The organism is Citrobacter sp. KTE151 (genome assembly GCF_000398845.1).
Taxonomy (GTDB): domain Bacteria; phylum Pseudomonadota; class Gammaproteobacteria; order Enterobacterales; family Enterobacteriaceae; genus Citrobacter; species Citrobacter braakii.
This window is the reverse complement of sequence record NZ_KB976059.1, coordinates 45,359-64,441: the sequence shown is the minus strand read 5'-3', so window position 1 is coordinate 64,441 and position 19,083 is coordinate 45,359. Positions and strand designations below refer to the sequence as shown.

Below are 19,083 nucleotides of genomic sequence, written 5' to 3'. Positions count from 1 at the left end.
GGCTTTACACTCTATGTGTCCGGCTCGTATGTTATGCGAAAATGTGAGCGGATAACAATTCACGCAGGATACAACTATGACAATGATTACGGATTCACTGGCCGTCGTATTACAACGTCGTGACTGGGAAAACCCTGGCGTTACCCAACTTAATCGCCTTGCGGCACATCCCCCTTTCGCCAGCTGGCGTAATAGCGAAGAGGCTCGCACCGATCGCCCTTCCCAAGAGTCGCGCAGCCTGAATGGTGAATGGCGCTTTGCCTGGTTTCCGGCACCAGAAGCGGTACCAGAAAGCTGGCTGGAGCGCGATCTTCCTGACGCCGATACTGTCATCGTCCCCTCAAACTGGCAGATGCACGGTTACGATGCGCCTATCTACACCAACGTGACCTATCCCATTGCGGTCAATCCGCCGTATGTTCCCACGGAGAATCCGACGGGTTGTTACTCGCTCACATTTAATGTTGATGAAAGCTGGCTACAGGAAGGCCAGACGCGAATTATTTTTGATGGTGTTAACTCGGCGTTTCATTTGTGGTGCAACGGGCGCTGGGTCGGTTACGGACAGGACAGTCGTTTGCCGTCTGAATTTGACCTGAGCGCATTTTTACACGCCGGAGAAAACCGCCTCGCGGTGATGGTGCTGCGCTGGAGTGACGGCAGTTATCTGGAAGATCAGGATATGTGGCGGATGAGCGGCATTTTCCGTGACGTCTCGTTGCTGCATAAACCGAGCACGCAAATCAGCGATTTCCATGTAGCCACTCACTTTAATGATGATTTCAGCCGCGCTGTACTGGAGGCAGACGTTCAGATGTACGGCGAGCTGCGCGATGAGCTGCGGGTGACGGTTTCTTTGTGGCAGGGTGAAACGCAGGTCGCCAGCGGCACCGCGCCTTTCGGCGGTGAAATTATCGATGAGCGTGGTGGTTATGCCGATCACGTCACCCTACGTCTGAACGTCGAAAACCCGAAACTGTGGAGCGCCGAAATCCCGAATCTCTATCGTGCGGTGGTTGAACTGCACACCGCCGACGGCACGCTGATTGAAGCAGAAGCCTGCGATGTCGGTTTCCGCGAGGTGCGGATTGAAAATGGTCTGCTGCTGCTGAACGGCAAGCCGTTGCTGATTCGCGGCGTTAACCGTCACGAGCATCATCCTCTGCATGGTCAGGTCATGGATGAGCAGACGATGGTGCAGGATATCCTGCTGATGAAGCAGAACAACTTTAACGCCGTGCGCTGTTCGCATTATCCGAACCATCCGCTGTGGTACACGCTGTGCGACCACTACGGCCTGTATGTGGTGGATGAAGCCAACATTGAAACCCACGGCATGGTGCCAATGAATCGTCTGACCGATGATCCGCGCTGGCTACCCGCGATGAGCGAACGCGTAACGCGAATGGTGCAGCGCGATCGTAATCACCCGAGTGTGATCATCTGGTCGCTGGGGAATGAATCAGGCCACGGCGCTAATCACGACGCACTCTATCGCTGGATCAAATCTGTCGATCCTTCCCGCCCGGTACAGTATGAAGGCGGCGGAGCCGACACCTTCGCAACCGATATTATTTGCCCGATGTACGCGCGCGTGGATGAAGACCAGCCCTTCCCGGCTGTGCCGAAATGGTCCATCAAAAAATGGCTTTCGTTGCCTGGAGAGACGCGCCCGCTGATCCTTTGCGAATACGCCCACGCGATGGGTAACAGTCTTGGCGGCTTCGCTAAATACTGGCAGGCGTTTCGTCAGTACCCCCGTTTACAGGGCGGCTTCGTCTGGGACTGGGTGGATCAGTCGCTGATTAAATATGATGAAAATGGCAATCCGTGGTCGGCTTACGGCGGTGATTTTGGCGATACGCCGAATGATCGCCAGTTCTGCATGAACGGTCTGGTCTTTGCAGACCGCACGCCGCATCCGGCGCTGACGGAAGCAAAACACCAGCAGCAGTTTTTCCAGTTCAGTTTATCCGGGCGAACCATCGAAGTGACCAGCGAATACCTGTTCCGTCATAGCGATAACGAGCTCCTGCACTGGATGGTGGCGCTGGATGGCAAGCCGCTGGCAAGCGGTGAAGTGCCTCTGGATGTCGCTCCACAAGGTAAACAGTTGATTGAACTGCCTGAACTACCGCAGCCGGAGAGCGCCGGACAACTCTGGCTAACGGTTCACGTAGTGCAACCGAACGCGACCACATGGTCAGCAGCCGGACACATCAGCGCCTGGCAGCAGTGGCGTCTGGCGGAAAACCTCAGCGTGACACTCCCCTCCGCGCCCCACGCCATCCCGCAACTGACCACCAGCGAAACGGATTTTTGCATCGAGCTGGATAATAAGCGTTGGCAATTTAACCGCCAGTCAGGCTTTCTTTCACAGATGTGGATTGGCGATAAAAAACAACTGCTGACGCCGCTGCGCGATCAGTTCACCCGCGCACCGCTGGATAACGACATTGGCGTAAGTGAAGCGACCCGCATTGACCCTAACGCCTGGGTCGAACGCTGGAAGGCGGCGGGCCATTACCAGGCCGAAGCAGCGTTGTTGCAGTGCACGGCAGATACGCTTGCCGACGCGGTGCTGATTACCACGGTCCACGCGTGGCAGCATCAGGGGAAAACCTTATTTATCAGCCGGAAAACCTACCGGATTGATGGAAGTGGTCAAATGGCGATTACCGTTGATGTTGAAGTGGCGAGCAATACGCCACATCCGGCGCGGATTGGCCTGACCTGCCAGCTGGCGCAGGTAGCAGAGCGGGTAAACTGGCTCGGATTAGGGCCGCAAGAAAACTATCCCGACCGCCTTACTGCGGCCTGTTTTGACCGCTGGGATCTGCCATTGTCAGACATGTATACCCCGTACGTCTTCCCGAGCGAAAACGGTCTGCGCTGCGGGACGCGCGAATTGAATTATGGCCCACACCAGTGGCGCGGCGACTTCCAGTTCAACATCAGCCGCTACAGTCAACAGCAACTGATGGAAACCAGCCATCGCCATCTGCTGCACGCGGAAGAAGGCACATGGCTGAATATCGACGGTTTCCATATGGGGATTGGTGGCGACGACTCCTGGAGCCCGTCAGTGTCGGCGGAATTCCACCTTAGCGCCGGTAGCTACCATTACCAGTTGCTCTGGTGTCAAAAATAATAATAACCGGGCAGGCCATGTCTGCCCGTATTTCGCGTAAGGAAATCCATTATGTACTATTTAAAAAACACAAACTTTTGGATGTTCGGTTTATTCTTTTTCTTTTACTTTTTTATCATGGGAGCCTACTTCCCGTTTTTCCCGATTTGGCTACATGACATCAACCATATCAGCAAAAGTGATACGGGTATTATTTTTGCCGCTATTTCTCTGTTCTCGCTATTATTCCAACCGCTGTTTGGTCTGCTTTCTGACAAACTCGGGCTGCGCAAATACCTGCTGTGGATTATTACCGGCATGTTAGTGATGTTTGCGCCGTTCTTTATTTTTATCTTCGGGCCACTGTTACAATACAACATTTTAGTAGGATCGATTGTTGGTGGTATTTATCTAGGCTTTTGTTTTAACGCCGGTGCGCCAGCAGTAGAGGCATTTATCGAGAAAGTCAGCCGTCGCAGTAATTTCGAATATGGTCGCGCGCGGATGTTTGGCTGTGTTGGCTGGGCGCTGTGTGCCTCGATTGTCGGCATCATGTTCACCATCAATAATCAGTTTGTTTTCTGGCTGGGTTCTGGCTGTGCATTCATCCTCGCCGTTTTACTCTTTTTCGCCAAAACGGATGCGCCCTCTTCTGCCACGGTTGCCAATGCGGTAGGTGCCAACCATTCGGCATTTAGCCTTAAGCTGGCGCTGGAACTGTTCAGACAGCCAAAACTGTGGTTTTTGTCACTGTATGTTATTGGCGTTTCCTGCACCTACGATGTTTTTGACCAACAGTTTGCTAATTTCTTTACTTCGTTCTTTGCTACCGGTGAACAGGGTACGCGGGTATTTGGCTACGTAACGACAATGGGCGAATTACTTAACGCCTCGATTATGTTTTTTGCGCCACTGATCATTAATCGCATCGGTGGGAAAAACGCCCTGCTGCTGGCTGGCACTATTATGTCAGTACGTATTATTGGCTCATCGTTCGCTACCTCAGCACTGGAAGTGGTTATTCTGAAAACGCTGCATATGTTTGAAGTACCGTTCCTGCTGGTGGGCTGCTTTAAATATATTACCAGCCAGTTTGAAGTGCGTTTTTCAGCGACGATTTATCTGGTCTGTTTCTGCTTCTTTAAGCAACTGGCGATGATTTTTATGTCTATTCTGGCGGGCAATATGTATGAAAGCATCGGTTTCCAGGGCGCTTACCTGGTGCTGGGTCTGGTGGCGCTGGGCTTCACCTTAATTTCCGTGTTCACGCTTAGCGGCCCCGGCCCACTTTCTCTGCTGCGTCGCCAGGTGAATGAAGTCGCTTAAGAAATTAATGTCGGATACGGCGCGAGCGCCTTATCCGACCAACTTATCAGGACGGAATGTTAAAAATGAACATGTCGATGACAGAAAAAATAAAAGCAGGCAAGCTATTTACCGATATGTGCGAAGGCTTACCTGAAAAAAGACTTCGTGGGAAAACATTAATGTATGAGTTCAATCACTCGCATCCATCAGAAGTTGAAAAAAGGGTAATGACTCCAACTTATTGATAGTGTTTTATGTTCAGATAATGCCCGATGACTTTGTCATGCAGCTCCACCGATTTTGAGAGCGACAGCGACTTCCGTCCCAGCCGTGCCAGGTGCTGCCTCAGATTCAGGTTATGCCGCTCAATTCGCTGCGTATATCGCTTGCTGATTACGTGCAGCTTTCCCTTCAGGCGGGATTCATACAGCGGCCAGCCATCCGTCATCCATATCACCACGTCAAAGGGTGACAGCAGGCTCATAAGACGCCCCAGCGTCGCCATAGTGCGTTCACCGAATACGTGCGCAACAACCGTCTTCCGGAGCCTGTCATACGCGTAAAACAGCCAGCGCTGGCGCGATTTAGCCCCGACATAGCCCCACTGTTCGTCCATTTCCGCGCAGACGATGACGTCACTGCCCGGCTGTATGCGCGAGGTTACCGACTGCGGCCTGAGTTTTTTAAGTGACGTAAAATCGTGTTGAGGCCAACGCCCATAATGCGGGCGGTTGCCCGGCATCCAACGCCATTCATGGCCATATCAATGATTTTCTGGTGCGTACCGGGTTGAGAAGCGGTGTAAGTGAACTGCAGTTGCCATGTTTTACGGCAGTGAGAGCAGAGATAGCGCTGATGTCCGGCGGTGCTTTTGCCGTTACGCACCACCCCGTCAGTAGCTGAACAGGAGGGACAGCTGATAGAAACAGAAGCCACTGGAGCACCTCAAAAACACCATCATACACTAAATCAGTAAGTTGGCAGCATCACCGAATGCCTGAATGAGCACTGGTTCAGCGATATCGTTCACGCAAGGAAAATCATTAATGACTGGCGGCAGGATTATAACGAGTGTCGTCCACATTCAGCACTGAATTATCAGACGCCATCAGAGTTTGCAGCACGGTGGCGAAATGGAAAATGTGAAGGTAAACAAACCGACCTTACTAACTGACGGTTGTATCTAATCCTGGGGGCAGGTCACGCGTACCGGTCACGGCCCACAAATGCTCGTGAAGAAAAAGACCAATCCTAGTTCCTCAGTGATTGGTCGTCTACGTGATCAGTCGGAGATTCGTGGAGTTGAAGTAGCCCTGAAGAGAAGGTCTTTCTTGCAGGATTAATGCCTGGCAATAAACCGTTCTTCCGCTATCCGTAAGGTCGGCTTATTCGACCACATGTCATCAATTGATTCAGAAACTGGTGACTTTCCAGTGATACTCAAACGCGACTTCACTGGCGATTTTTATTTTGTCTTCCGCTGGTTGATGAAGTGCAAAGGCAATTTTGTCGACTAAAGCGCTCATCGTTTGTTTAGATTGTTCCGCAAAATCGGGGTCGACGGCCTGGTCGTCATATCTGAGAACGTATGACCGTGCTGCCACGCCGATTAAGAAATAAACCGCGGCATTTTCCTTATCTGCGTTCATTAACTCGAAGGTCTCGTTGTACAGCCCGCGGAAAGCATCAGTTCCCGTACCTGCTCCAGCAAATCGTTCTTTGATCTCATCAAACGTCATAGTGCCTCCAGTACCTCAATTTCAATCATTTCTACATACCTGTTTACAACGTTTTCTGAAATAGATTCAGAGCACATGTCTTAGCAGATATCCTTTAACAGTTTTCTCAATAGATCGGCCCCCTCTCGTCCCTTATGGGCTTTTCTCCATAATCTGATCATCAGATCTTCATGTTTTTTTACCGCTTCTGGCGCATAGGTTACAGTACCTATGCCATTGTAAACATTTGGCATTTCCCCCAATCTGAAGGGACTTGTTACCATCACGCTGTGCGAGGGGCCTGACAATACCTGAAACGATGAAGACGGCATGGCCTCATCAATGATGCCAATCTGGATATCCAGTGGCTCACTTTCCATCAGATCGGCCAGCTTTATCACTTCATGGCGTGCCGCTTTTACCCGTTGTGAATAGATATCTTCTGGTAAATCAAGTCGCCCTACCATACCTGTGTGAATAAATCGCTCCAGTTCACGTAACCCAACTAAGCTGATGATGTGGGGTTTACGTTGCTCAAAGTAAGTACGGCGTTCAATCAGAATACTAATGATCGCATCAATATTCTTTTCGTCAGCCTCACCATGACTTTTACTGGTTTTGCTCTCTTTTAACATTTTCCTGAGGACGTCGAGATAACTGTCCGACGTCAGCAGCAATGAAACAGGTTCGAAGTGGGCTAAAATTCTGTCGCTCACGCTTTCCAACTGGCGCATTCTTTCAAACAACCCCAGCGCCGTGGGGTAGTATTCCGATTCCACCCCCAACAGTGATGCCAAAGACGTTTCCAGAACCTGAGCCAGTCGATCCAGCGTCTCAATTTTGACAATATCCCCCCGTTCAATACGGTAGATCACCGCCCGGGAAACACCCAACTGTTCCGCAACGTCTTCAGCCTGGAGCGATGCGCCAATCCGGTATGCTTTGAGACGCTCGCCTATCGCAACATAATCAATCGATGAATTCCAGTTATCAGCCATTTTGTTTTAATTCATGTCAGTAGTATCAAAATAGAGAATACAGACCCTTTCAGGAATAACAACTCCCTGCTCGATAAAAGGGTCCACTGACTGGTCAGAATCAGCAAAAATAACCGTCCTCTAACGTCACTGCCTGCAGGAGCATCTTCCCCGCAGAGTGGCGTTTATTCGTTGCCGACCAGACGCCAGTTTAAGGAGACCTCGCCGGGAAATGGGTCTATCTGAACATGCTCAGTCACTACCAGCGGTTCAGGCAGAATCAACGGTTGTCGCGCTAAGGTGACCGTCCCCGTGTTTAACGGCAGTCCGTAAAACCTTGCCCCATATTCACTGACGAAGGCTTGCAGATGTGGCAGTGCACCCGCCGCTTCAAACGCCGTGGCATAACATTCGAGTGCTGATGGAGCATTGAAAATACCGGCACAACCACAAGCGGCTAGTTTGGCCGTACGAGGATGAGGGGCGGAATCCGTGCCGGCAAAAAAACGACGGTCACCAGAGGTTGCGGCCTTCAACAACGACTGACGGTGATACTCTCTTTTCAAGACCGGCAGACAGTAATAGTGGGGCCGAATCCCCCCGTTAAACAGCACATTGCGGTTGAAAAGCAGGTGCTGAGGCGTGATAGTTGCCGCAGTCAGGCCATCCTCTTGCTCTTGTATGTAGCGAACAGCATCCTGGGTGGTAATATGCTCAAGCACTATTTTTAACTGTGGATAATTGCACCGTAGTTCCATCACCGTATCTTCAATAAAAACGCGTTCCCGGTCAAAAATGTCCACGTCCGGGCGAGTGCTCTCACCGTGGATGAGAAGTGGGATCCCCAACGCCTGAAGTATATCGAGACAGCCGCGTATTCTACTAACAGACGTGACACCGTATTCTGCATGGGTCGTCGCCCCTGCGGGATACCATTTCACGGCGGTCAGAATGCCCTTCTGATGCCCGACACGTATGACTTCCGGCAGAGTGTCATCGCAGAGATATAGCGTCATCAAAGGCGTAAAATCATGGCCTTGCGGCACCGCGGCAAGGATGATTTCGCGATAGGCTTCCATTGCAGCCACTGTTGTGACAGGCGGATTCAGGTTAGGCATAACCACCGCACGGGCAAACTGCTTTGTAGTAAAGGGCAGAACAGCCTTTAGTATTTCACCGTCACGTAGATGGAGGTGAAAATCGTCAGGCCGTCGCAACGTCAATAATCCGTTTTTCTCTGCTGATACAGGAGTTTTGTTCATTTCCACTCCTCAAGCGTCTGCTGAATGACTCCGACACCCAGCAGAAAATCGTCCATTTCCATTGCCTCATGCGGATTGTGCGACCCGTTCTGATTCCGGACAAACACCATGCCGCTCGGGATCCCCTGGCGAGCAAAAATTGCGGAGTCATGGCCCGCGCCGCTGGCTAATTCCAGGTGATTGACTGCCAGCGCCTCACAGCTATGTTTGAGGGCGGCAAACACGGAATGGTCTAACGTAGCGGGCTCCGTGAGTACCGGGCTGTCAAACCTGAATGTCACGCCTCGCGCCTCACTCACTTGATGTGCCGTAGCCATAATCTCCTCAGCAAACGCAGTCAGGGTGTAGGAATTAAGACTTCGCGCCTCGAGGCTGAAACTGACATGCCCTGAAATTCGGGTCACCGCATGTTCTTGCACATCGGTCTGAAAGATCCCGGACGTGACAACAAGGTCGTCCCCCGCAGATAACCGTGACTGCCAGCGTGCATCCAGACGCATAATTAAGTCGGAGACGCCGCAGACCGCATCGTGGCGAAGATCGCGAGGAACGGTGCCTGAATGCTGGGCATCCCCAAAACAGTGAATAGTGTTAAAGCGGACATTCCCCCGAATCCCGTTGACCACGGCAAGCGGCAGCGATTTTTCAACCAGTACCGGCCCCTGCTCGATATGTAACTCAAGCCAGGCGAGAATATTTTTTGTCTCAACCAACGGTTGCTGGGCGCAGATAGCCTCGATATCAGCGCCCAGCTTTCCAAGGCTGTTGCCAAGCGTCTCACCACTGATTCGCTGCTGACGTTGTAGATCTTCCGCCGTTAAGCGGCCAAATATCGCACTGGATCCCATATAAGCCCGACCATACCAGGCACTTTCTTCCCCTCGAAAGGCCGCCACTTTAACCGGCACAGGCAGCCGGCGGTTCTCTCGCTGGCTGGCAACCAGAATCAGCAGTCCAGCAATAACGCCCGCAAGACCATCGAAATTTCCCCCCTGAGGGACAGAATCGATGTGAGAGCCGATCCAGACTGCAGGAGTATCCTCATTGACGCCCTTCTGACTGAAAATCAGATTAGCGGCACGATCGATGTGGACGCTCAGCCCTTCTTCTCTGGCGAACCGGCTAAGATAATCTGCTACGGCCGTCTCGCCTGGCCCGTAACTTTGCCGAGTGACGCCCACACCATCGAAGCTCAGCTGGTAAATATCTGAGAATAAATTCGTTGCTAACTGTCGGTAATCAGAAATAAACATTTCAGCTCATTAACCTTTCATTGACGCCCTGGAGGCTCACTGCGCAAATTCATACCAGCGGGAGGCGAGTTGTTCATCAATATTGACCTGACCGATGATGTCGCGGACGCGGCTGATGCGGTGTTCGGTGCAATAATCCTCAATGCCATGAATGATTTTCTGCATTATCCCCGGATCGATAAAAGATGCAGTTCCCACCTGGACTGCCGTGGCGCCAGCCAACATGAATTCAATCGCATCGTCGGCGCAGGCGATCCCCCCGCAGCCAATGACCGGGATCTTCAAAGCGCGATAACACTGATGAACCATGCGCAGTGCGACAGGCTTTATCGCCGGCCCCGATAATCCCCCCATCACATTCCCAAGACGGGGTCTGCGAGTGTGGATATCAATTGCCATAGCTAACATCGTATTCCCCATCACCACCGCGTCGGCTCCTGCAGCTTCTGCGGCCAGCGCGATGTCAACCACGTTACCGGCGTTCGGGGTGAGTTTGGCCCAAAGCGGAAAATCACTTTTCCGTCGGATAGTGCTGATGACGTCAAAGGTTGTGTCTGGAGACATGGCAAAGGCCATTCCGTCTGCTTCGAGGTTGGGGCAGGAGATGTTCACTTCAATTGCCGCAACCGAAGGTAGCGCCATATCAGCGACTGCGCTGGCAAATGATTCTGAGGTGTCGGCGGAAATAGACACGATCAGCGGTGTGGAAAAGGCCGAATAGGCAGGAATGATCTGCGACCGGTGATATTCAAGCCCCTGACTGGGAATGCCGATTGCATTCATCATGCCACCCCGAGTCTCACAGACACGAGGTACAGGGTTACCCGGGCGTGATATCGGGGAAACGCTCTTCAACACCATTGCACCCAGTTGGTTAAAATCGAGCGCTTCACTGTACTCAATAGCAAAACAGCCGGAAGCAGGCATCACAGGATTTTTGAGCGCCAGTGCGCCGAGGCTCACATTAAGTTCAGGCAAACTCCACCTCCCCGACAACAGAACGAATAGGAAAGACGGGGCCTTCACGGCAGACACGCAGAAATTCAATCCGTCCGTTCTGCTGGATCGGCCTCACGCAAGAGAGACAAACGCCCATTCCACACGCCATGCGTTGTTCAAGCGCGACCTCGCCTCCAGTATCAGGGAACACCTCCAGGATGGACTGAAGCAGGCGAAGTATACGGTGTGAGCCGCAGGTATAAATCATGTCGTGGTGATGCTTGCCAAGAATATCATGCAGTAACTTATCCAGCGCACTCATTGCCGAGGTGCCATCGCTGTCATAAAGGCAATGAACATCAGCATCGATGCCGCGCAGGAACGCATTACGCATCAGGTCTTCCGGCGTTCGTGCCGACATAACAATGGTGAGAACGATACCGGCACGAGCAGCTTGCTGCAGCAAAGGAGCCATAGTGGCAAGGCCCACACCACGTGCAACCACCATAACCCGACGGAATTCAGGCTTTAGAGTGAAGGTATTACCGAGCGGCCCGACAATATCCATCTCACTACCTTCAGGCAACTCAGCCAGCCCTTGTGTCCCCGCCCCTGCGACATTGTACAAAAACTCGATGGTTCCAGGCGCAGGCCCGGTACCGTAAACGCTCATGGGCCTGAGCAGGAAAGGATGTAACGACTTCACATTGGGGCATTTAAGCATATAAAACTGCCCAGGCAGGGTCGCGCTATGGAGATCCACCGCTGCGGAGAGGCGCAAATATTTATAGCGTTTGTTAACCCAGCGATGCTCTGACACCAGGCAGCGATGTGACGCTACCTGGCGGGCATGACGATTGAAACAGCTTGTGTCACCCATTATGAATACCCATCTACGTGGTGAATAGAACGATTGTGAGTATTATATATGACACAAGTATCAAAATAGATACAAGTGTATTTTTTTATACGTCCTCAATGACGGCATCAAGATCTGAAATCGGTTCTTTTCGGCAGTCATCCGAATATAAAATAACGAATAAATTCATACCGTTACTTAAAAACAAAATTCTTAAATCTCTTCGAGACCAGGCATCCTCCCTTTATTTCATCTCATTATTGGCATTAAAATTGCTACACACCAGTATCAAAAACGATATTTATATCATAATTAACCGCAAGTGCACCATGATGAAGCAATTCCTAATTTTGTGTGCACCAAAATGGTCTTAAGGAGCGTAATAGTGGATTCAATGAATAATGTTCGTTCGTCGGAGGGATGCGGAACGGCTTCCTCAGAGGAAATTACCGGTTACAGCTGGAAAGCGCTGCTTGGCTCGGCGATCGGTTATGCAATGGATGGTTTTGACCTGCTGATCCTGGGGTTCATGCTGCATGCTATTTCAGCAGATCTTAACCTGACCCCTACACAATCAGGTTCCCTGGTAACATGGACGCTGATTGGCGCTGTTGCGGGAGGCATTATTTTTGGCGCTCTGAGCGATCGCTATGGCCGCGTCCGCGTTCTGACCTGGACAATTGTGCTATTTGCTACCTTTACCGGATTATGCGCTTTTGCCACCGGTTACTGGGACCTACTGATTTACCGCACCATTGCAGGGATCGGCCTTGGTGGCGAGTTCGGCATCGGGATGGCGCTGGCTGCCGAAGCATGGCCAGCACGTCACCGCTCACGCGTTTCGTCATATGTTGCGTTAGGCTGGCAGGCCGGCGTCCTGCTTGCCGCCGTGCTTACGCCGATGCTCCTGCCGTTTATCGGTTGGCGCGGCATGTTCATTGTGGGTGTAATTCCGGCATTGATTGCCTGGTTTATCCGCCACCGTCTGCATGAGCCTGATGTTTTTGTTAACCAGAGCGCTGCAGAAAAAACCTCCATGCTTGAGTCGTTCCGTTTACTGGTAAAAGACAAGGCAACGACCAAAATTAGCGCAGGGATTGCGATCCTGACCTCAGTCCAGAACCTGGGCTATTACGGGATAATGATCTGGATGCCAGCCTATCTCGCCAAACAGCTGGGTTTTGGTCTGACAAAATCGGCAATGTGGACCACGGTCACTATACTCGGGATGATGGCGGGGATTTGGGTTTTTGGCCAGCTTGCCGACCGTATCGGAAGAAAACCTGCTTTTATTCTTTTCCAGGCCGGTGCTGCGGTATCTATTGTGTTTTATGCACAGCTTACCGATCCTTTAACTATGTTATGGGCCGGCGCTCTTCTGGGGATGTTTGTTAACGGCATGCTTGGCGGATATGGGGCGTTGATTTCTGAAGCATATCCTACCGCTGCCCGTGCAACCGCCCAAAACGTATTATTTAATATTGGCCGAGGTGTTGGTGGATTTGGCCCGGTGCTGATCGGTGCGATTGCCGCAATGTACTCTTTCCATCTGGCGATTGCCCTTCTGGCATCGATTTATGTTATCGATATTATTGCCACGATATTCCTTATCCCTGAGTTGAAAGGTAAGGAACTGGATTAATTAATAAACCTTTATATTTCTGAATAACGATAACGCCCCGTATGATTTATATCATGGAATTACGGGGCCACAGTATTCCACTCACGAAATAGTTATTAACAGAAAAACATCTGCGCTTAGCCATCCTTATGGCGGCATGTTTTTGCAATTAATTAACTGTATGGTTTTCTCAGGATATGACTCAATTTAAAAAACATCATCAGGAGTGATAAATGCGCTATAAAATGATATCGGCAGCTGTATTTTTTTCTATATATATGCAGGGAGCGGTTGCGGATCCTGTTGACAGTAATGCGTGCTCAACAACTAATAGCCAGAGCCTGATTCAGGCTATTGGTTGTGGCAGTATTCACGGCAGCGCCCGACTGTTTTCTTACTCAACCCACAACGCCTATTTCGCACGTGGACTCAATCAGGACTCCACCACTCTTGGCGGATATATCACGTATACCACAGCACCTTTTTATGGTTTTCAGGCTGCCGTGGGAGTAGAAGGACAAACCAACCTGCTGGCAGGCTCGGACTCGGTCGCTGAACTGGCCCATGACAGTGGGGGCGTTGATGAAGCTTACCTCAAATGGCGCCAGGGACTGTTGTCGATCACCGCCGGTAACCAGCATCTTAACTTGCCTTTCCTCGGCGACTATTCCAATGCCCGGGTACTACCTTACCTTTATCGTGCAGTTGACGTGAAGTATGGTAATGACACTGATTTTATCCGCGTGACACGGGTTTTCAGTTATAAAAGTTATGCTGATTCAACATTCACCCGCACATCACGTCTGGCTCAGGACAATACCTTCAGCGGAAAAACTGATGGCCTGATCGCGCTGGGGCTCGCGAAAAAACGCGATCTTGGTCAACGCTACTTCACTTCTCAGCTATGGGGTGAGAAATACGCCGATATTACCAATATTGTCTGGGCTGAAGTGCATTACGTAGCCCCTGATATTCTGTGGAAACCAGATCTGGGGATACAGGGATTTTATGGCAAAAATACCGGTGACAGTGTGCTAGGAAAAATTGAGAACCGCACGCTCGGGATGCAACTGGTCGTTTACCCGCTGAACACTCTCAGTTGGCAGGTGGGCTACGATAAAATATTTCCCGAAGCCGACGCTTACAAGAATGGCGCGTTGGTTACGCCTTATGCCTACAAAACCTCTTCCGACCCTTATTTTGCAAAACCCTATTTCACCAGCACCCCGATGACCGGTGCCGGAAATGCTTTTTCGACGCAACTTACATGGTCTTATTCTGATAAATGGACGCTAGGATCTCGTTATTCCTTTCTGGATGTCAAACCCGCGAAAGATGCCAAAAGCATCAACCAGTCTGAATATCTGCTATTTGCACGTTATAACTTTGGCAATGAGTTGAAGGGGCTGAGTATTTCAGATTACTTCGGCATCCAGACATCGCCATTATATGAGCGCGAGTTTATTCAAAATAGAGTGCAATTAGCATATGATTTTTGATTAATAATAACTGTAGCATACGTTGCGTTTTTAAGCACATCAAACACCAATAAGCTTCTGGAACTTTTATACACTCAAATTCCAATATTGTATTTTGGAGTACGTATGCCATTAAAATCTGACAGAGCCATTCGGATGTACTGATACAGTATATTTATACACTTGCCATATTTACCATATCTTTTGCCGCCTTCTGGCGGCAATTACACTTTAGTCTGCTTTCTGTAAATATCCCTGGAAAAAGAAACGTTCTCTTTTAGGGACCCTATGACATGTGGAATAGATTACCCATAAAGCTAGCTTCCGCTCTTCGCTCAAAGCAGCCCCAACGCCACGCCCCACCCGCCCCCTGTCAGAAGCGGACGTTGCTAAAATCAGTCTGCGTTCATTAAGGGTAATAAGTGCAGCATCAGAAGAAAAAACAACCAAGGTAAGATGAATGAGAGAACAAACAGGAGGATTATGGACAAGCAAAAGAAATCGGACGGTTTTCTTGCAGCCAGTCATTGCATCGCTTTAAAGGAAAAAGGGGCTACCGGCGAACGGTAACCCCTTCATAAAGGCGCTTCAGGCATGTCAGACCAACGCAGCCCTGAAAAGGCGGGGTTTCCCCCGCCTTCAGGTTGCTACTTACCGTTGGATTCGTAAGCCAGGCTTGCCGCGACCTCCCTGTTCCCGTCCTTTAGCCGGACTTCGCATAACCGGTTCCGGGTCAGGCATGTGAATATCAAGAGCGTTAAACACACGATTAATACGCACCAGACCAGGGCGTTTCGCGGTAGTTTCATGGTTTACTCCTCCTGTGTAAGTTCACAGAGATATTGCAATTGCCTCAGAACACTAAAGGAGGGATTGCCAGATGTTGATGCAGCATATCGGTGTCGGCTATTTTGGGTATTACCGAGCAACTGCTTATGCGATGAAACACTCTCTTATGCCCGAGATTGCGAAGTTAAGAATGAAGGCTCTGAACTTCTGGGATAAGCACGGGATCCGTGCCGCAGCTGATGCTTTTGACGTATCAACGCGAACACTCTACTGGTGGCGCCGGTTACTGCGCACCGGTGGTCCAGAAGCACTAATTCCAAGAAGCAAAGCCCCTCTGGTTCGCCGTTCAAGGCACTGGCATCCTGATGTACTCAAGGAGATCAGGCGTCTGAGAACTGAGTTACCCAATCTCGGCAAAGAGCAGATTTTTGTCAGGCTGAAACCATGGTGTGAAGCGCGGCATTTTACCTGTCCCAGCACGTCAACCATTGGAAGGATCATTGCCGGAGCTCATGATAAAATGCGGATGATCCCCGTACGCCTCAGTGCCAGGGGCAAAGCCCGGTTGATAAAAAAACGCTCAGTGAAGCCCAGAAGACCAAAACAATACCGCCCGGTAAAAACAGGCGAACTCATAGGGATGGACGCGATTGAACTCAGGATGGGGGACCTACGCCGCTATATCATTACCATGAAGTGGTCAACAAAAACTGGCCACCGCGTTAGAGTTTTTCCAGTATCGGTTTTCTGATTCGTTTGGCGGTAACCCACCATTATATTCGTGCGGTCTTAGTGCGCTGTAATATCCAACGATATAGTCCGTTATTGCGTGAGCTGCATCGCTGAAGCTTACATAGCCCGTCGCCGGCACCCATTCGTTCTTCAGACTCCTGAAGAAGCGCTCCATTGGGCTGTTATCCCAGCAGTTTCCACGCCGACTCATACTCTGCCTGATCCGGTATCGCCACAGTAACTGCCGGAACTGCCTGCTCGTATAATGGCTGCCTTGGACGCCCTTCTAAGAGTCAAGCTGTTATCGGGATACTGTTGATCCGCCTGTTTTGATTGCGCAGTAACGTGTAAACTTCGCGGGAGATATATCGCTTTAGACAGCGTATCGCTTCCATTTTTGTATGTCCTTCGGCTACACGCCTGGCGACATATTCCTTTGTTTTTGCGTCAGTTCGTAAGCGTCCGATGGCGATGATGTGAAGTGCACTATTTGCAGCACGATCTCCACCACGATTAAGTCGGTAACGGTTCGTTTTTCCAGAAGAAACGGGGACCGGGCTGACACCACACAGTGCCGCAAATCCTGATTCTGATCTTAACCGTTGAGGATTGTCTCCGGCAGTGATCAGCAACTGTGAAGCGCTTTCGTATCCGATAGCATTACGTTTAATCAGCTCAGGTGCCAACTCGTCGACAATTGCCGCAATCATGACATCCAGATCAGCGATTTCGTCATGTAACTCGAGATAGCGTCGGGCAAGGGACTTTAATGAAATGCGATAAACGTTGGTTACATTGCGGTATTCACTGGCATCAGGTCTCCAGGAACCCAGGGTCCTGATGAGCTGCATGCGCGTCATATTTCTGAGCTGTTCACGTAATTCATCCGGGGCAGAGATAATATTTGAATGGATAATCTGGAGAGCGACTCTGCGGGCTGATATTGCTGTTTTTCGGCAAGTTTTTAATACCCGCAGGGACTCAATCATGCCATCACGCGTTTTGGGAGTAACTGTCCTGATGCCTGAGAATGCTGCATGAGCGGCACATTCAGCATCAATTGTGTCACTTTTACCCCGTTTGCGTCGCTCCATCCGGTCTGGAGCAGTCACCTCAAGAACTTCTAACCCGGCGTTCTGAAAATAACGAAGCAAACCGGAACCATAGGTACCTGTGCACTCAACACCAATTCGCTTTAATGTCCCAAACGAGGTCATCCATGCCAGCATCTGCCGGTAACCTTGTCGTGTTGTGGAGAAATACTGAGTCCCAAGGACTTTATTGTTCTGATCTACGACAGCGGCAACGTGCAAATCTTTATGTGTATCCACGCCACCCACAACGGCAGCTTCGGTAACTTTATCAACCATGACAGAGCTCCTGTGAGGAAACAGAGTTGAATCTCCAGACAGATAACCCGGACAGGACAGTAACGAGACAAGCCGTCAGGCCCTTCTTGAGTCACGCGCATCGGTGAGGAGATGCCTCGCATGAAGGCGCTTCCGGCAACCGACGGGTCCAGGGCAGGACACAAAAGGTCGATCGCTGTGTGAGTCAGGATGCGGGAAGGTCTTCACTGCATCAGTAATCACACCAATCTGGTTAAACGGCAAACTAAGTGGTGGTAAAGACTGACATCGGCATTATTACTGTTCCCTTTGCGTGACATACTCTGGGTCACTCCGGCATCTGCCAGCATTGAACGCCACATCGGCGTCCGGTACTGCCAGCCCTGGACGCCCTTCTAAGAGTCAAGCTGTTATCGGGATACTGTTGATCCGCCTGTTTTGATTGCGCAGTAACGTGTAAACTTCGCGGGAGATATATCGCTTTAGACAGCGTATCGCTTCCATTTTTGTATGTCCTTCGGCTACACGCCTGGCGACATATTCCTTTGTTTTTGCGTCAGTTCGTAAGCGTCCGATGGCGATGATGTGAAGTGCACTATTTGCAGCACGATCTCCACCACGATTAAGTCGGTAACGGTTCGTTTTTCCAGAAGAAACGGGGACCGGGCTGACACCACACAGTGCCGCAAATCCTGATTCTGATCTTAACCGTTGAGGATTGTCTCCGGCAGTGATCAGCAACTGTGAAGCGCTTTCGTATCCGATAGCATTACGTTTAATCAGCTCAGGTGCCAACTCGTCGACAATTGCCGCAATCATGACATCCAGATCAGCGATTTCGTCATGTAACTCGAGATAGCGTCGGGCAAGGGACTTTAATGAAATGCGATAAACGTTGGTTACATTGCGGTATTCACTGGCATCAGGTCTCCAGGAACCCAGGGTCCTGATGAGCTGCATGCGCGTCATATTTCTGAGCTGTTCACGTAATTCATCCGGGGCAGAGATAATATTTGAATGGATAATCTGGAGAGCGACTCTGCGGGCTGATATTGCTGTTTTTCGGCAAGTTTTTAATACCCGCAGGGACTCAATCATGCCATCACGCGTTTTGGGAGTAACTGTCCTGATGCCTGAGAATGCTGCATGAGCGGCACATTCAGCATCAATTGTGTCACTTTTACCCCGTTTGCGTCGCTCCATCCGGTCTGGAGCAGTCACCTCAAGAACTTCTAACCCGGCGTTCTGAAAATAACGAAGCAAACCGGAACCATAGGTACCTGTGCACTCAACACCAATTCGCTTTAATGTCCCAAACGAGGTCATCCATGCCAGCATCTGCCGGTAACCTTGTCGTGTTGTGGAGAAATACTGAGTCCCAAGGACTTTATTGTTCTGATCTACGACAGCGGCAACGTGCAAATCTTTATGTGTATCCACGCCACCCACAACGGCAGCTTCGGTAACTTTATCAACCATGACAGAGCTCCTGTGAGGAAACAGAGTTGAATCTCCAGACAGATAACCCGGACAGGACAGTAACGAGACAAGCCGTCAGGCCCTTCTTGAGTCACGCGCATCGGTGAGGAGATGCCTCGCATGAAGGCGCTTCCGGCAACCGACGGGTCCAGGGCAGGACACAAAAGGTCGATCGCTGTGTGAGTCAGG

General features: G+C 50.6%; 14 protein-coding genes and 5 pseudogenes. 7 read left to right on the top strand and 12 right to left on the bottom strand.

The window, feature by feature from the left end:
* The first annotated feature begins 76 nt into the window (after positions 1 to 76).
* From lacZ to WC7_RS24950, 3 genes and pseudogenes are all read left to right on the top strand, one after another.
* Positions 77 to 3,151 carry a beta-galactosidase gene (gene lacZ / locus WC7_RS23895; RefSeq protein WP_007894989.1) on the top strand — a complete coding sequence of 1,025 codons (3,075 nt, stop codon included), beginning with the start codon at positions 77 to 79 and terminating at the stop codon, positions 3,149 to 3,151.
* 51 nt (positions 3,152 to 3,202) lie between these two features.
* The gene (lacY, locus tag WC7_RS23900; RefSeq protein ID WP_003846917.1) at positions 3,203 to 4,456 is read left to right on the top strand and encodes a lactose permease; all 1,254 of its coding nucleotides are present in this window, start codon (positions 3,203 to 3,205) and stop codon (positions 4,454 to 4,456) included.
* Between the two features lie 65 nt (positions 4,457 to 4,521).
* Positions 4,522 to 4,662, top strand: a pseudogene (locus WC7_RS24950) (maltose acetyltransferase domain-containing protein); the annotation flags it as partial.
* Between the two features lie 14 nt (positions 4,663 to 4,676).
* On the opposite strand, the gene WC7_RS0124220 reads toward WC7_RS24950, so the two are convergent.
* Positions 4,677 to 5,374 (bottom strand): IS1-like element IS1A family transposase gene (locus tag WC7_RS0124220; protein ID WP_100214959.1). Its coding sequence is split into 2 segments (ribosomal slippage): positions 4,677 to 5,125 and positions 5,125 to 5,374, totalling 699 coding nucleotides; the frame shifts between segments, so codons are not numbered across the junction.
* A gap of 55 nt (positions 5,375 to 5,429) precedes the next feature.
* Between WC7_RS0124220 and WC7_RS24940 the strand changes: the two are divergent.
* Positions 5,430 to 5,612 (top strand): annotated as a pseudogene (locus WC7_RS24940) (transposase); the annotation flags it as partial.
* Positions 5,613 to 5,850: 238 nt separating this feature from the next.
* On the opposite strand, the gene WC7_RS23905 reads toward WC7_RS24940, so the two are convergent.
* From WC7_RS23905 to WC7_RS23930, 6 genes are all read right to left on the bottom strand, one after another.
* On the bottom strand, positions 5,851 to 6,177 hold the full coding sequence (locus tag WC7_RS23905; protein ID WP_016151339.1) for a hypothetical protein: 327 nt from the start codon (positions 6,175 to 6,177) through the stop codon (positions 5,851 to 5,853).
* A gap of 80 nt (positions 6,178 to 6,257) precedes the next feature.
* Entirely contained in the window at positions 6,258 to 7,154 is an 897-nt protein-coding gene (locus WC7_RS23910; protein WP_004118106.1) for a helix-turn-helix domain-containing protein, read from the bottom strand.
* A 164-nt stretch (positions 7,155 to 7,318) separates the two neighbouring features.
* Positions 7,319 to 8,395 (bottom strand): dihydroorotase, encoded by a 1,077-nt coding sequence (gene pyrC, locus WC7_RS23915; protein ID WP_016151338.1) that lies wholly within the window; start codon positions 8,393 to 8,395, stop codon positions 7,319 to 7,321.
* On the bottom strand, positions 8,392 to 9,648 hold the full coding sequence (locus WC7_RS23920) for a Zn-dependent hydrolase (RefSeq protein WP_004118110.1): 1,257 nt from the start codon (positions 9,646 to 9,648) through the stop codon (positions 8,392 to 8,394). The genes pyrC and WC7_RS23920 overlap by 4 nt, the downstream gene beginning before the upstream one ends.
* A gap of 36 nt (positions 9,649 to 9,684) precedes the next feature.
* Positions 9,685 to 10,626, bottom strand: coding sequence for a dihydroorotate dehydrogenase (locus WC7_RS23925; protein ID WP_016151337.1), 942 nt, complete (start codon positions 10,624 to 10,626; stop codon positions 9,685 to 9,687).
* Positions 10,619 to 11,467, bottom strand: coding sequence for an iron-sulfur cluster-binding protein (locus WC7_RS23930; protein ID WP_016151336.1), 849 nt, complete (start codon positions 11,465 to 11,467; stop codon positions 10,619 to 10,621). The genes WC7_RS23925 and WC7_RS23930 overlap by 8 nt, the downstream gene beginning before the upstream one ends.
* A gap of 364 nt (positions 11,468 to 11,831) precedes the next feature.
* On the opposite strand from WC7_RS23930, the gene WC7_RS23935 reads away from it, so the two are divergent.
* Both WC7_RS23935 and WC7_RS23940 read left to right on the top strand, forming a co-directional pair.
* Positions 11,832 to 13,088 carry an MFS transporter gene (locus tag WC7_RS23935; RefSeq protein WP_004118116.1) on the top strand — a complete coding sequence of 419 codons (1,257 nt, stop codon included), beginning with the start codon at positions 11,832 to 11,834 and terminating at the stop codon, positions 13,086 to 13,088.
* A 212-nt stretch (positions 13,089 to 13,300) separates the two neighbouring features.
* A complete protein-coding gene (locus tag WC7_RS23940; protein WP_004118118.1) occupies positions 13,301 to 14,566 on the top strand; it encodes a hypothetical protein in 1,266 nt (421 codons plus the stop codon).
* Between the two features lie 626 nt (positions 14,567 to 15,192).
* Here the strand turns inward: WC7_RS23940 and WC7_RS24935 are convergent.
* On the bottom strand, positions 15,193 to 15,354 hold the full coding sequence (locus WC7_RS24935) for a type I toxin-antitoxin system Hok/Gef family toxin (protein WP_004118124.1): 162 nt from the start codon (positions 15,352 to 15,354) through the stop codon (positions 15,193 to 15,195).
* A 71-nt stretch (positions 15,355 to 15,425) separates the two neighbouring features.
* Between WC7_RS24935 and WC7_RS23945 the strand changes: the two are divergent.
* A pseudogene (locus WC7_RS23945) lies at positions 15,426 to 16,028 on the top strand (IS481-like element ISKpn28 family transposase); the annotation flags it as partial.
* Between the two features lie 6 nt (positions 16,029 to 16,034).
* Here WC7_RS23945 and WC7_RS26530 read toward each other — a convergent pair.
* The 4 genes and pseudogenes from WC7_RS26530 to WC7_RS23955 form a co-directional block, all read right to left on the bottom strand.
* Positions 16,035 to 16,343 (bottom strand): annotated as a pseudogene (locus tag WC7_RS26530) (integrase core domain-containing protein); the annotation flags it as partial.
* A gap of 16 nt (positions 16,344 to 16,359) precedes the next feature.
* A complete protein-coding gene (locus WC7_RS23950) occupies positions 16,360 to 17,436 on the bottom strand; it encodes an IS110 family RNA-guided transposase (protein WP_000227969.1) in 1,077 nt (358 codons plus the stop codon).
* A gap of 245 nt (positions 17,437 to 17,681) precedes the next feature.
* A pseudogene (locus WC7_RS27255) lies at positions 17,682 to 17,801 on the bottom strand (IS3 family transposase); the annotation flags it as partial.
* 16 nt (positions 17,802 to 17,817) lie between these two features.
* A complete protein-coding gene (locus tag WC7_RS23955) occupies positions 17,818 to 18,894 on the bottom strand; it encodes an IS110 family RNA-guided transposase (protein ID WP_000227969.1) in 1,077 nt (358 codons plus the stop codon).
* Between the last annotated feature and the right edge of the window lie 189 nt (positions 18,895 to 19,083).

Excerpts from the sequence above, each read along its gene's own strand:
- lacZ (WP_007894989.1), top strand. The coding sequence starts at position 77 with ATGACAATGATTACGGATTCACTGGCCGTCGTATTACAACGTCGTGAC.
- lacY (WP_003846917.1), top strand. The coding sequence starts at position 3,203 with ATGTACTATTTAAAAAACACAAACTTTTGGATGTTCGGTTTATTCTTT.
- WC7_RS23905 (WP_016151339.1), bottom strand. The coding sequence starts at position 6,177 with ATGACGTTTGATGAGATCAAAGAACGATTTGCTGGAGCAGGTACGGGA.
- WC7_RS23910 (WP_004118106.1), bottom strand. The coding sequence starts at position 7,154 with ATGGCTGATAACTGGAATTCATCGATTGATTATGTTGCGATAGGCGAG.
- pyrC (WP_016151338.1), bottom strand. The coding sequence starts at position 8,395 with ATGAACAAAACTCCTGTATCAGCAGAGAAAAACGGATTATTGACGTTG.
- WC7_RS23920 (WP_004118110.1), bottom strand. The coding sequence starts at position 9,648 with ATGTTTATTTCTGATTACCGACAGTTAGCAACGAATTTATTCTCAGAT.
- WC7_RS23930 (WP_016151336.1), bottom strand. The coding sequence starts at position 11,467 with ATGGGTGACACAAGCTGTTTCAATCGTCATGCCCGCCAGGTAGCGTCA.
- WC7_RS23940 (WP_004118118.1), top strand. The coding sequence starts at position 13,301 with ATGCGCTATAAAATGATATCGGCAGCTGTATTTTTTTCTATATATATG.
- WC7_RS24935 (WP_004118124.1), bottom strand. The coding sequence starts at position 15,354 with ATGAAACTACCGCGAAACGCCCTGGTCTGGTGCGTATTAATCGTGTGT.
- WC7_RS23950 (WP_000227969.1), bottom strand. The coding sequence starts at position 17,436 with ATGGTTGATAAAGTTACCGAAGCTGCCGTTGTGGGTGGCGTGGATACA.
- WC7_RS23955 (WP_000227969.1), bottom strand. The coding sequence starts at position 18,894 with ATGGTTGATAAAGTTACCGAAGCTGCCGTTGTGGGTGGCGTGGATACA.